This window comes from Methylobacterium amylolyticum (genome assembly GCF_030700245.1).
Lineage (GTDB): Bacteria > Pseudomonadota > Alphaproteobacteria > Rhizobiales > Beijerinckiaceae > Methylobacterium.
Genome location: NZ_JAUYZI010000005.1, coordinates 91,161 through 104,053, shown reverse-complemented (window position 1 = coordinate 104,053; position 12,893 = coordinate 91,161). Strand labels below are relative to the sequence as shown.

10 protein-coding genes are annotated in these 12,893 nt (G+C 73.1%); 5 read left to right on the top strand and 5 right to left on the bottom strand.

All coding sequences use genetic code 11. The features are described from left to right. Positions 1–86: 86 nt before the first annotated feature. Positions 87–2,285: a CHASE2 domain-containing protein gene (locus Q8W71_RS05675; protein ID WP_370875348.1), complete on the top strand. Its 2,199-nt coding sequence runs from the start codon at positions 87–89 to the stop codon at positions 2,283–2,285. A gap of 26 nt (positions 2,286–2,311) precedes the next feature. On the opposite strand, the gene Q8W71_RS05670 is transcribed toward Q8W71_RS05675, so the two are convergent. Both Q8W71_RS05670 and Q8W71_RS05665 read right to left on the bottom strand, forming a co-directional pair. Continuing rightward, positions 2,312–3,625, bottom strand: coding sequence for an MFS transporter (locus tag Q8W71_RS05670; protein ID WP_305524354.1), 1,314 nt, complete (start codon positions 3,623–3,625; stop codon positions 2,312–2,314). Positions 3,626–3,762: 137 nt separating this feature from the next. Further along, positions 3,763–3,948, bottom strand: a complete 186-nt coding sequence (locus tag Q8W71_RS05665; protein ID WP_305524353.1) for a hypothetical protein — start codon at positions 3,946–3,948, stop codon at positions 3,763–3,765. Between the two features lie 211 nt (positions 3,949–4,159). On the opposite strand from Q8W71_RS05665, the gene Q8W71_RS05660 reads away from it, so the two are divergent. After that, positions 4,160–6,505 (top strand): ATP-binding protein, encoded by a 2,346-nt coding sequence (locus Q8W71_RS05660; protein ID WP_305524352.1) that lies wholly within the window; start codon positions 4,160–4,162, stop codon positions 6,503–6,505. Next, positions 6,502–7,857, top strand: coding sequence for a sn-glycerol-3-phosphate ABC transporter substrate-binding protein UgpB (gene ugpB, locus Q8W71_RS05655; protein ID WP_305524351.1), 1,356 nt, complete (start codon positions 6,502–6,504; stop codon positions 7,855–7,857). Before Q8W71_RS05660 ends, ugpB begins: the two co-directional genes overlap by 4 nt. 453 nt (positions 7,858–8,310) lie before the next feature. Here ugpB and Q8W71_RS05650 read toward each other — a convergent pair whose 3' ends face one another. Beyond that, the gene (locus Q8W71_RS05650; protein ID WP_305524435.1) at positions 8,311–9,081 is read right to left on the bottom strand and encodes a response regulator; all 771 of its coding nucleotides are present in this window, start codon (positions 9,079–9,081) and stop codon (positions 8,311–8,313) included. 134 nt (positions 9,082–9,215) lie between these two features. On the opposite strand from Q8W71_RS05650, the gene Q8W71_RS05645 reads away from it, so the two are divergent. Together Q8W71_RS05645 and Q8W71_RS05640 are read left to right on the top strand one after the other, a co-directional pair. Continuing rightward, entirely contained in the window at positions 9,216–10,970 is a 1,755-nt protein-coding gene (locus Q8W71_RS05645; RefSeq protein ID WP_305524350.1) for a DUF3369 domain-containing protein, read from the top strand. A gap of 120 nt (positions 10,971–11,090) precedes the next feature. Beyond that, complete coding sequence (locus Q8W71_RS05640) at positions 11,091–11,222, top strand: hypothetical protein (protein WP_305524349.1); 132 nt, start codon at positions 11,091–11,093, stop codon at positions 11,220–11,222. A 66-nt stretch (positions 11,223–11,288) separates the two neighbouring features. Here the strand turns inward: Q8W71_RS05640 and Q8W71_RS05635 are convergent, their stop codons facing one another. Together Q8W71_RS05635 and Q8W71_RS05630 are read right to left on the bottom strand one after the other, a co-directional pair. Beyond that, entirely contained in the window at positions 11,289–12,236 is a 948-nt protein-coding gene (locus tag Q8W71_RS05635) for a PDR/VanB family oxidoreductase (RefSeq protein ID WP_305524348.1), read from the bottom strand. Further along, positions 12,233–12,808 (bottom strand): MOSC domain-containing protein, encoded by a 576-nt coding sequence (locus Q8W71_RS05630; protein ID WP_305524347.1) that lies wholly within the window; start codon positions 12,806–12,808, stop codon positions 12,233–12,235. Before Q8W71_RS05630 ends, Q8W71_RS05635 begins: the two co-directional genes overlap by 4 nt. Positions 12,809–12,893 lie beyond the last annotated feature (85 nt).

The window sequence follows — 12,893 nt, the reverse complement described above, 5'->3', positions numbered from 1 at the left end:
TGCGCGCCCTCACCGACCTGCGGCGGACGCCCCGCGCCGGGCCGCCCCGCGGGCCCGCGGGCGCCCTCCGGCGCCTCGGCCGCCGGATCGGCCCCGGGCGGGCGCTCGCCGCCGCGCTCCTGGTGCTGCTGCTCGCGCTGCGGGTCTACGATCCCCCGCCCGTCGAGGCGCTGCGCCTGCGGACCTTCGACGCGTTCCAAGTTCTGGCGCCGCGTCCCCGGCCTCCGGAGCGGCCGGTGGCGATCCTCGACATCGACGAGGCCAGCCTCGCGGCGTTCGGCCAGTGGCCCTGGTCGCGCACGCGGATGGCCGAGATCACCCGCCGGCTCAGCGAGGGCGGCGCGGCGGTCGTCGCCTTCGACGTCATCTTCTCCGAGCCCGACCGCCTCTCGCCGCCGCTCCTGGCCGAGACCGTGCCGGGCCTGAACGCGGCCGCGCGGGCCGACCTGCTGGCGCAGCCCGACAGCGACGCGGTGTTCGCCGAGGCGCTGAAGGCGGCGACCGCCGTTCTGGGCCAGACCGCCTCGCGCGCGCCCGTCCCCTGGACCGGCAAGGAGCCGCCGCCGCAGACCGGGATGGCGGTGGTCGGGCCGGACCTCGACCCCGAGCGGGCGCTGATGAGCTTTCCCGGGCTGATCCGCAACCTGCCGGTGCTGGAGCGGGCGGCGGCCGGGCGGGGCGTGTTCACCATCAGCCCGGAGCGGGACGGCGTGGTCCGGCGGGTGCCGCTGATCCTGCGGGCCGAGGGCGCCGTGGTGCCGACCCTGAGCGTCGAGATCCTGCGCGTCCTGACAGGGGCCGACAGCATCCTCGTCCGCACGGACGACACCGGCGTGGCGTCGGTGCGCCTGCCGGACCTGGCCGTGCCGACCGACCCGGGCGGGCAGGTCTGGGTGCGGTTCAGCCCGCACGATCCGGACATCTACATCTCCGCGCGCGACCTCCTGGCCGGCACCGTCGCCCCCGAGCGGATCCGGGACAAGATCGTCCTCGTGGGGACGTCGGCGGTCGGCCTTCTCGACAACCGGACCACGCCGATCGACCGCTCGATGCCCGGCGTCGAGGTGCACGCCCAGCTCCTGGAGAACCTGCTGTTCGGCACCACCCTCGTCGCCTGGAACGGGATGGTGCTCGTCGAGATCGGGGTCGCGGCGGCGGTGTCGCTCGCCATCATCGCCTTCGCGCCGATCCTCGGCGCCTTCAACCTGCTGCTGCTGGGCAGCCTCGTCGCCGCGGGCCTCGCCTACGCCTCGTGGTACTGCTTCTCGGAGCAGAGCGTCCTGTTCGACGCGACCTTCCCGCTGATCACGACGTTCCTCGTCTACCTGACCCTGGTGTTCACGAACTATTTCCGCGAGCAGGCGGGCCGGACCCGCATCCGCGCCGCCTTCGGGCAGTACCTCTCGCCCGCGCTCGTCGAGCAGCTCGCCGCCAACCCGGAGAAGCTCAGGCTCGGCGGCGAGGAGCGGCGGCTCACGATCATGTTCTCGGACGTGCGCGGGTTCACCACGATCTCGGAGTTCTACAAGACCGATCCCGCCGGCCTGACCGCGCTGATGAACCGCTTCCTGACCCCGCTCACCAACGCGATCCTCGACCGGCGGGGCACCATCGACAAGTACATGGGCGACGCGATCATGGCGTTCTGGAACGCCCCGCTCGACGACCCCGACCAGGAGACGAACGCCGCCGCCGCCGCCCTCGACATGCTGGCGCGCATGGACGCGCTCAACGCCGCGCGCCGGGCGGAGGCGGAGGGCGGCGGCCACCCGGTGCTGCCGCTCGACGTCGGCATCGGGGTCAACACCGGCGCCTGCGTGGTCGGCAACATGGGCTCCGACCTGCGGTTCGACTACTCGGTGCTCGGCGACACCGTGAACCTCGCCTCGCGGCTCGAAGGGCAATCGAAGTTCTACGGCGTGAAGATCATCCTCGGCGCCGCCACCGCCGAGGCGATCCGCGACCGCTACCCGGTGCTCGAGATCGACCTCATCCAGGTCAAGGGCAAGCGCGAGCCGGAGACGATCTCGACCCTTCTCGGCGACGAGGCCTTCCGGCGGTCCGGGCGGTTCGCCGACCTGTCGGCCCGGCACGCGGGGATGATCGCCGCCTACCGCGCCCGGCGCTGGGACGAGGCGCGGGCGGCCGCGACCGCGTGCCGGGAGCTGGCCGAGGGGCTGCGGATCGACGGCCTCTACCGGCTCTACGAGGCGCGCGCCGCGGAGTTCGCCGAGGAGCCGCCGCCCGCGGACTGGGCGGGCGTCTACGTGGCCACCTCGAAGTAGCCGCGCCGGGGCGGCCGCAGCCGATCTCAGGCCGCCGAGGCCGCGACCTGCCGCGCGTGCGCGCGGCGCAGCGCCAGCACCGAGACCAGCGAGATCGCGGCGATGAGGCTGAACAGCATCGCCAGCGGCCACCACGCGCCGCCCGCCTGCTGGGCGAGGATCGTGCCGACGATCGGGGTGATCCCGCCGAAGACGGCGCCGCTGAGCTGATAGGCCATGGAGATGCCGGTGTAGCGGATGCGGGTCGGGAAGCTGTCGCTGACGTAGCCCGCGATCACCGCGTAGAAGGCCCCGAGCCCCGCCACGGCGAGGCCGACGCCCAGCGTAATGCCGGTCAGCGTGCCCCGGTCGACGAGGGTGAACATCGCGTAGGGCGTGAGGATCGAGATCGCCGCCGTGGCGACGAGGAAGCGGTGCACGCCGACGCGCTCGGCGACGTAGGCCGACAGCGGCGTGATCAGGAACTGCATGATCGAGACGAGGAGCAGGCAGTCGAGGATCAGCGCGCGGTCGATCTTCAGGTAGGTGGTCGCGTAGGCGATCATGAACGTGTTGGTGAAGTAGAAGCCCGCGATGCCGAGCACGTTGGCGCAGGTCGCCACCGCGAGGAGCCCGGGCGCGCCGCGCAGCACCTCCCAGAGCGGCGGCTGCGCCGCCTTCGCCGCCTGGGCCCGGCGCCGCTGCTCGGCCAGGAAGTCCGGCGATTCCTGCACGCCGAGGCGGATCGCCAGCCCGATCACCAGCATGACCGCGCTGAACAGGAACGGGACGCGCCAGCCCCAGGCGAGGAAATCGGCCTCGGGCAGGGTGGTGACGAGCTTGAACATCAGCATCGACAGGATCAGCCCGGCCGGGCTGCCGAGCTGGGCGAAGGACGCGAAGAAGGTCCGCCGGTCCCGGCTCGGCGCGTGCTCGCCCGCCATCAGCACCGCCCCGCCCCACTCGCCGCCGACCGCGATCCCCTGGACGAAGCGCAGGGCCACCAGCAGCACCGGCGCCCAGACGCCGATGGTCGCGTAGGTCGGCAGCAGGCCGATCAGCGTGGTGACCAGCCCCATCATGAACAGCGTGATGATCAGCGAGGTCTTGCGCCCGACCCGGTCGCCCACGTGGCCGAACACGGCGCCCCCGAGCGGCCGGGCGAGGAAGCCCACCGCGAAGGTGCCGAAGGCGGCCAGTGTTCCGTAGAATCCGTCGACCTGCGGGAAGAACAGCCGGCCGAAGACCAGGGCTGCCGCTGTCCCGTAGACGTAGAAGTCGTACCACTCGACCATCGTGCCGACGAAGGCGGCGACGGAGGCGCGGACCGGCTGGTGCGGGGCGTCGGAGCTGTGTGCCATGCACCGCCATCGGGGCGCATCGCGGCGATTTCGCGTCGGGCCGGGACTCCCGGCGATCAGACCGCGAGCGGGAGCACGACGGCGATCAGGAAGTTTCCGCCGACGAGCAGGATCAGGGGCAGGGCTCCCACGGCGGTTCAGCCGATGCAGGCCAGAGCCCGGGCCCCGGCAGCGGGCGGTCGCGCCGGGCAGGTGCGGACGGACGCGGCCGAGGCCTCTGCCCCGGCGCTCCCGGCGGAGACCGCCTGCGAGAGGGTCGGCAGGTAGATCGTCCCGGTCAGGAGGCTCGCCGCGATCAGCAGGCGGTTGATGATGTCGCGCATGGTCGTTCCCCTCGTCCGGTCTTCGAGGACCGGTTTGTGGAGCGGTGTCTACCGGTGCGAGTCTGCGGGAATATTGCGTCCCGTGTTGCGTCGCGGCCCTCGGGACGACATCCCGCGGATGCCAGAATGACCAAGTGTGTCGTCGCGCACCGGCCGCGGCGGATCGGGAGGTCGCGGACGTGAGGGTGGGCAGGGCAGGATGCGGGTCGCGATGACGCGCGGGTTCGGATCGTTCGGCATCGCGCGCCGCGTCTTCGCGGTGGGGGCGATCCCGATCCTCGTCGCGGCGGCCATCGCGCTGGGCGCCTGGATCCTGCTCTACGAGGCGGAGCGGGCCCGGGCCGGGGCGGTGGTGGCGACGGAGACGGCGCAGACGCTGGCCGCCATGAACCGGGCGCGGGCGGATTTCGTCGTCGGCGGATCGAGCGCCCGGGCCGAGGCCGAGCGCCGGTTCGACGCGCAGGCGGCCACCGCCGCGGGCCAGCTCGAACGGCTCGCGCGGCTCGCCCGCACCGGCGGCCAGGCCGCCCTCGTCGAGACGGTCGTGAACGACCTCACCTCCCAGACGACCCGAATGCGCGCCCTGATCCTCTCGGAGCGGGATGCGGACCGGACGATCGCCGCCATGGCCCGCCGGGCGGACGCGCTGGTCTCGCTGACCGATTCCGCCCGCCGCCGGCAGCAGCAGGAGAACGCCCAACTGATCGCCGTGCTCGCGGGCAAGGACGCGGAGCTGGAGCGCAACCAGATCGTCGTCACCGCCCTGCGGGAGATGCGGGAGGCGATCGGGACGGCGGAGCTGAACCGGGCGCGCATCGGCCGGCCCGTGTTCCCGATCGAGTTCGACGAGCTCGCCGCCGACCTGCGGCAGCTCCGGACGGTGGGCGACAGGCTCGACCGGGTCCTGCGCAACGACGGCGAGGCGCCCGCGGCGGACCGGGCCGCCGAACTCCTCCAGGCCTACCGCGACCGCAGCCGGGCCGACGATGACCTGAACCGCGCCCTGTCGGAGGGCTTCGAGCTGACCCGCGCCACCCAGACGGGCCGGGCGCTCGTCGAGTGGTGCGACGGCCTCATCCAGGTGAGCGCCGCCCGCCAGAGCCGGCTGTACGAGGAAGTGGGGCTGCTCATCCGCGACTCGGTCCTCTCCAACGAGGCCGAGCTGTCCGCGCAGGACATCGCGCTCACCGCCCTGCGCCTCGCCCGCCAGACCGACGCGGCTCTCACGCGCCGCAGCACCGGCGAGGCCACGCTGGTGCTGGAGGCGGGGGCGGGGCTGTCCGGCAGCTCCCGGACGCTGCCGCTCCCGGCGAGCATCCGGGACGAGATGGCGGCGGCGATCGACGGCTGGCGCGCGCAGCTCGCCGCCACGATCGGGAAGATCGGCGAGCAGAACGACACCATCGCCGAGATGGACCGCCGCGCCGAGACCATGAGCGCGAATGCCCAGACCCTCAGCCGGGCCTTCATCGACGACGCCGATCAGTTCGGCGGCTTCATCCGCCAGCTCCTGCTGTTCGGCGCGGTCGGCGCGCTGTGCCTCGGGATCGGCGCGGCGGCGGCGGTGGCGCGCTCGATCACCCGGCCCCTGCACGCCCTCCAGCGCAGCATCCTCACCGCCGCCGACGACCCCGCCGCCGAGGGCATCGGCCAGGACGGGCGCCTGCCGGGGCGGCACGATGAGCTCGGCGACATCGCCCGGGCGACCAACGTCTTCCTCGCGCAGATCCGCCGCCGGGAGGCGGACTGGCGCGCCGCCGCCAAGCGGGCCGACGACGCCCTGACCACCCTGCGGCAGGCGCAGGAGGACCTGATCCGCTCCGAGCGGCTCGCCTCGCTCGGCCAGCTCGTGGCCGGCGTCTCGCACGAGATCAGCACGCCGCTCGGCATCGCCCTGACCACGGCCACCCAGGTGCAGTCCGATTCGGCCGCGTTCGAGTCGATCGTGGGCGCCAACCAGCTCTCGCGCGCGCGGCTCACGCAATATGCCGGGCGCATGCGCGAGGGGGCGGGGCTGCTGGCCAGCAACCTGATCCGCGCGGCCGACCTGCTCCACAGCTTCAAGCAGGTGGCCGCCGATCAGGCGATCGAGGACCGGCGGGCCCTGAACCTCGCCGACTGGCTCGACGAGTTGCTGAAGAGCCTGCGCGCCCTGGCGCGGCCGGGCCGGCACGTCTGCGCGGTGGAGTGCCCGCCGGACATCGTCGTCGACACGCTGCCCGGCATCCTGGCGCAGGTGGTGACGAACGCGGTCAAGAACGCCGTCGAGCACGGTCTGCGCGACCGGGAGGGCGGCCGCGTCACCATCGCGGCGCGGCGCAGCGCGGGCGGCATCGCCCTGTCGATCGCGGACGACGGGCACGGCATCGCCGCCGCCGACATCGGCCGGGTGTTCGATCCGTTCTTCACCACCGCCCGGGCCCGCGGCGGCACCGGGCTGGGGCTGCACATCGTCCACAACCTCGTGGTCAACCGCCTCCAGGGCCGGGTCGAGTTGCAGAGCGCCCCCGGTGCGGGCACGGTGCTGCGCCTGTGGCTTCCGGAGCGGCTGACATGAGGGGCGCGATGCACCGGGGCGGGGGGCGTCCCCGCCCCCGCCTGTGGGGCCTGCTGCTGCTCGCCCTGGCCGCCGCCCTGCGGCCGGGCCCGGCCGCCGCCGTCACCGAGATCCAGTTCTGGCACGCCCTCGACGGCCCGAACGGCGCCCTCGTCGCCCGCATCGCCGAGGCCTTCAACGCCACGCAGGAGGCCTACCGGGTGGTCCCGGTCTACAAGGGCTCCTACGCCGAGACGATCAGCGGCGGCATCGCCGCCTACCGGACCGGCGCGGCCCCGCATCTCCTCCAGGTGTTCGAGGTCGGCAACGGGACGATGGCGGCGGCCGTCGGCGCCGTCCGACCCGTGGCCGCCGTGATGCGCGAGGCGGGGCTGTCGGTGGCGCCGGGCGACTTCCTGCCGGTCGTCGCGACCAACTACCTCGACGCCGACGGGGAGATGCTTTCCCTCCCGTTCAACGTCTCGTCGACGGTCATGTGGATCAACCGCGACCGCCTGCGGCAGGCCGGGCTCGACCCCGCCCGCCCGCCGGCCACCTGGCCCGAGGTCTTCGCCGCCGCGCGCCGGATGCGGGAGCAGGACGGGACGCGCTGCGCGCTGGCGGCGGCGTGGCCGACCTGGGTGCATATCGAGCAGCTCTCGGCGTGGCACGACCGGCCGCTCGCGACCCGGTCCAACGGGCTCGACGGCTACGACGCCGAACTGGTCTTCAACGGGCCGCTCCAGGTCCGCCATCTGCAGAACCTCGTCGACCTGCACCGCGCGGGCGCGTTCCGCTACGCCAACCGCACCAACGGCGGCGAATTGTGGTTCGTCTCAGGGGAATGCGGGTTGTTCCTCACCTCGTCGAGCCTCTACGGCAAAGTCTCCACCGAGGCCCGGTTCGACTGGGCGGTCGCGCCGATGCCCTTCTACCCGGACGTGGTCGACGAGCCGCAGAACGCGATCCTGGGCGGCGGCTCGCTCTACGTGATGCAGGGCAAGACGCCGGACGAGTACCGCGGCGTCGCCCAGTTCCTCGCCTTCGTCCTCGACGGCCGCCAGCAGGCGTTGATGTACCGGAACACCGGCTACATCCCCACCACGCACGCGGCCTACGCGGAGGCGCGGGCGGCGGGCCTGTACGACCAGAACCCGCAGCTCCAGGTCGCGGTGAACGCGCTCACGCGGCGGCCGCCGACGCGCAACAGCGCCGGGTTGCGGCTCGGCAACATGCTCCAGATCCGCGACCTCTGGGCGGAGGAGATCGAGGCGGCACTCGGCGGCGCGAAGCCGCCGCAGCGGGCGCTCGACGACGCGGTCTCCCGCGGCAATCAGGTGCTGCGCGTCTTCCAGCAGCGGCTCGGGAAGTGACGGAGCCGCGCCGCGCTCGGCCGCGTACGCCCTGATCCGCCGCCCTCCGCGGCCCACCCAGAGCATCGTCCCGAAAGGCGTTACCGGCTTTCGGAAAAGATGATGCAAAAACAGAGTGCTAGCGCGAGCCAGGACGCGTGCCGGCGCGGACCAGCCGCGTGCGCCGACCCGCGGCCCCGGTCCCGCCGTCCGGGGGGACGCCGAACCGCTCCTCCCGCGTCGGCGGCCGCCGAGGGGGCGTGCCGGGAGCCCGAAGCATCGCGCGCAGCTTGCGCAGGAACGCGGGATCTTCCCCGTCCGGATCGTCCGAGAAGTGGGGCATGGCAGCACTCCCCCGCGACCGCCCCGGTCGCGCCGCCCTGATAGGGCGGCTCCGTGCCGCGAAGATTGCGTCCCGCGCGGTGCGGAGCGCGGATATGTTGCGTCGGCCCGGCGCCGTGGCGCGTCGGGCCCTCAGTCCCCGTCGGGCCGGAACACGTAGCCGAGCCCCCGGACCGTCCGGATGAAGCGCGGGTTGGCCGGATCCGGCTCGATCTTCTTGCGGATGCGGTTGATCCGCACGTCGATGGCGCGGTCGAACGCGTCGGGATCGCGCGCGTCGGCGAGGTCGAGGAGGCGTTCGCGGGAGAGCGCGCGCCGGGGGTGATCGGCGAAGGCCTTGAGCAGGTCGAACTCCGAGCGGGTCAGGGCCTGCTCGACGCCGGCGTCGTCGCGCAGGCGCAGCGCGTCGAGTTCGAGCCACTTGGTCCCGAACCGGACCCGGCGCGACGTGTCCTCCGGGGGCGCCATCGGCGGCGGCGGCGGAGCCGCCGCCTGCGCCCGGCGCAGCACCGAGCGCACCCGCGCGACCAGCTCGCGCAATTCGCAGGGCTTCGGCAGGTAGTCGTCGGCGCCGAGTTCCAGACCGACCACCCGGTCGATCGCGCTCGCGGTCGCGGTCAGCATGATGATCGGGATCGCCGTGCGGGCCTTGAGGTCGCGCACGATCGACAGCCCGTCCTCCTCCGGCATGTTGAGGTCGAGGACGATCAGGTCCGGCGTCTCCCGGGCGAGATGGGCGCGCAGCGCGCGGCCCCCGTCGCACGGGACGACCGTGAAGCCATGCAGCTTCAGGTAGTCGCCGACCATCTCGCGCGAGGCGGCCTCGTCGTCGACCACGGCGATGGTGGGGGCTGCCGCGCCGCATCGCGCCGCGCCGGTCGGGAGCCTGCCGAGACTGTCCATCGCCGCTGTATGCATGTCCAAGGATTCGGCCGGCCCGGATGCAGGAACCGTCCCCGATCCTGCTAGCGTGACAAGTTTTCAACACGATTGCTAGCGTAGTCGCAGCGTTGCGCGCCGCATGTCAGGAGATCGCTTTGGACGACGACATCCTCACGCTGGTCCCGGACGACGAGGACGAGGGGCAGCCGCCGGCCGGAACATGGACGATCGCGGTGATCGACGACGATCCGGCGGTCCACGACGGCACCCGCTACGCGCTCGCCGGCTACACCCTCGACGGGCGCGGCCTGGAGATCCTCGCCGCGCGCTCGGCCGCGGAGGCGCGGGTGCTGCTCGCCGAGCGCCGCGACGTGGCGGTGGTCCTGCTCGACGTGGTGATGGAGACCGAGAGCGCCGGCCTGGACCTCGTCGACTACATCCGGCGCGAGCTCCGCCAGGAGAGCGTCCGCATCATCCTGCGGACCGGGCAGCCCGGGCAGGCGCCGGAGCGGCGCATCATCCTCGACTACGACATCAACGACTACAAGGCGAAGACCGAGCTCACCGCCGACAAGCTGTTCACCAGCCTCACCGCGGCCCTGCGCGCCTACCAGCAGCTCAAGCGCCTCGACGAGACCCGGCGCGGTCTGGAGATCATCATCGACGCCGCGCCGATGCTCCTCGACCACAAGTCGATGCAGCGCCTCGCGGAGGGCGTCCTGACCCAGGTCGCCTCGCTGCTCAACGTCGCCTGCGCCGGCATCCTCGTGCTGCGCGAGGGCGCCGCGCCGGAGGACCGGTTCTGCGTGCTCGCCGGGTCGGGCTGCTATGGGCACTACGCCGGCCGCGAGCCGTGCTGGCCCCTCGACGCGCGGGTGCATCCGCTCGTCGAGCGCGCCTTCTCCGAGCGCCGCCACAGCTTCGGCGAGCACTGGTCGACCCTCTACCTGAGCACGGCGAGCGGCAGCGAGATCGTCGCGCTGATCGAGGCCGACAGGCAGCTCTCGGAGACGGACCGCTCGCTCATCGCCCTGTTCACGAGCCGGCTGTCGATCGCCTTCGACAACGTCATCCTCTACGAGCGGCTCGCCCGGGCCAACGCCGACCTGGAGCGGCGGGTGGTGGAGCGCACCGCCGAGCTGATCCGCGCCAACCGCCGCCTCGATCTCCAGCGCTCGGACCTGCGCCGGGCCAACAGCCTCAAGACCGAGATCCTGGGCACCGTCGCCCACGACCTGAAGAACCCGCTCAGCGTGATCCTCGGCCGCACCGAGATGCTGGCCGACCTGATCGACCTCGACGGCGACCGGAACCTGATGCGCGCGCAGTTGCAGCACGTCCGCTCCAGCGCCAAGGGGCTGACGGCGATGATCGACAGCCTGATGGCGGACGCGATGAACGACGCCCTCGACATCAGCCTGCGCCGCGAGCCGGTGGACCTCGCGGGCCTCGCCCGGGAGGTCTGCGAGGCCGACCGGCCGCTCGCCGACGCCAAGGACCAGACGCTCACCTGCGAGGGACTGGCCGAGTTGTACCTCTGCGGCGACGCCGAGCGCCTGCGCGAGGCGCTGGACAACCTCGTCTCCAACGCCATCAAGTACAGCCCCCGGGGCGGCGCGATCACCGTGCGCGTCACCCGCGAGCCCGGCCCGCGCGGGGCGGAGCTGATCTGCGCGGTGTCCGATCACGGACCCGGCCTGTCGCCGGAGGACGCGACCCGGGTGTTCGGACGGTTCCAGCGCCTCTCGGCCAAGCCCACCGGCGGCGAGGGCTCGACCGGGCTCGGCCTCTCCATCGTCCGCCGCATCGCCGAGCTGCACGGGGGACGGGCCACCGCCGAGAGCGCGGGGCCGGGGCAGGGCGCCGTGTTCTCGGTGCGCTTCCCGGAGGAGGCGGTCGGGTTCATCTGACCGGTCACGCACCGCCCGGGATGACCGGCGACGCAACATGCGACGCAATCGTCGCGCAATCGAGCTTAACCATACGGTCGTCCCAGGCCGGCACACGGCCGGATCGAGAGGGGACGACCGATGGCCGCCAAGATGATGACCCAGGGGATGACCGTCACCGACAACCTCGTGGCCTGGGCCATGATGGCGGGGCTGAGCTTCGCCCTGGTCCAGTACGCGCAGGGCCTCGCGCTGCCGGCGCATTTCGTGTGAGCGCCCGTCCGTGACCGGCTCCGGCGACCGATCGGGGCCGGCTCCGGTCGAGGCACCGCGCCGCCGCTACAGGTCGAGCGTCAACGCGACCCGGGCCCGCGAGACGCAGGGCATCAGCCGGTCCTGACGCTTGGCGACCGGCAGGACGACGTCCCGGTGGATCACCGTTCCGTCCCGGTAGCCGCACTCGCACGTGCCGCAGGTGCCGAGCTCGCAGGAGGAGGGTATCGTGAACCCGTTCTCGCGCAGCACGGCGAGCAGCGAGCGGTCCGCCGGCACGTGCAGCACTTGGCCCGTGGAGGCGATGCGCGCCTCGAACGGCTCCGGCTTGAAGTTCTCGTCCAGCGTCGCCGCGAACCGCTCGATGTGGAGCCGGTCCGGGAGCCAGCCGCGCGCGTCGGCCTCGGCCTGCACCGCGTCCACGAGGCGCGTCGGGCCGCAGACGTAGAGGTGGGTGCCGGCCTCCGGCGCGCCGATCGTCGCCGGATCGAAGCGCTGCCCCTCGGCGGAGAACCAGCATCGCAGGCGGTCGCCGCACAGGGCGCGCAGCTCGGCCAGCAGCGGCGCGTCCGCCGCGGACCGGGCGCAGAGGTGCAGGACGAAATCACCGTTTGCCGCAGCCAGCGTCCGCGCCATCGCGGCGAACGGCGTGACGCCGATCCCGCCGGCGATGAAGACGTGGCGCGCCGCATCCTCCGCGAGGGGGAAGTTGTTGCGCGGCGCCGACACGTGCGCGATTCCGCCCGCGGCGAGGTTCGCGTGCGCCCACACGGAGCCGCCGCGCCCGTCCGCCTCGCGCTTGATCGCCACCGTGTAGCGACCGCGGTCGGCGGGGTCGCCGCACAGGGAGTACTGGCGCACCTTGCCGTCGGGCAGCCGCAGGTCGACATGGGCGCCCGGCGTCCAGGCCGGCAGTTCCGGGCGGAGCGGGTGCTCGAAGGCGACGCGGAGCACGTCGCGAGAGGCGGGCTCGACCTCGGCCACCCGCAGCTTCATGATCAGGCGCGCGGTCACGGCCCCTCCAGCAGCTCGACCGGATCCCCGGGCCGGATGATGCCGCCGGCCTCGATCCCGCAATTGAGGCCGGAGCGGTTGTAGAGCGGCAGGAAGACCGGCATCCCGAGCAACTCCTCGAGATATTTGCACGGGAAGTTGAGCCGGCCGCCGCGCAGGATCACCGCGCCGACCCGGAAGCGGCGGCCGACGAGGTGGTTGAGGGGCACCCCGCGCACCGTGAGGTTCCGGCGGTGGTCGCCGGGCGCCAGCCGGATCGGTCCGCCCTGGAGCGGCGGATCGTTCCGGGCCAGGGCGTCGAGTGCCTCCTGCTCGATCAGGGTCACCGACCGCACGTCGGGCTTCGGCGAGTAGGTGCCGGTGCCGTTGAAGTAGCGGTCACCCTCGATGCCGCGGCCGGCCACGCAGCGGGCCTCGGCCAGCTCCTCCATCTCGTAGCTCGCCGCCGGGGCGACGTGGATGTTCAGGAGGACGCCCCGCCACCCGGTCGACCCCCCGGGGACGCCGGTCGCGGCGGCGCCGGCGGGGTGCTCGAACGCCTCGGTCATGCGGGGGGCGGCGGTCCCGGTCACCGGAACGCCTCCCTCGTCACCCGCCCGTCCGACAGGGCTGCACCGTCCCACGCGCCGATCGTGCGTCCCATCTCGCCACCCCGCT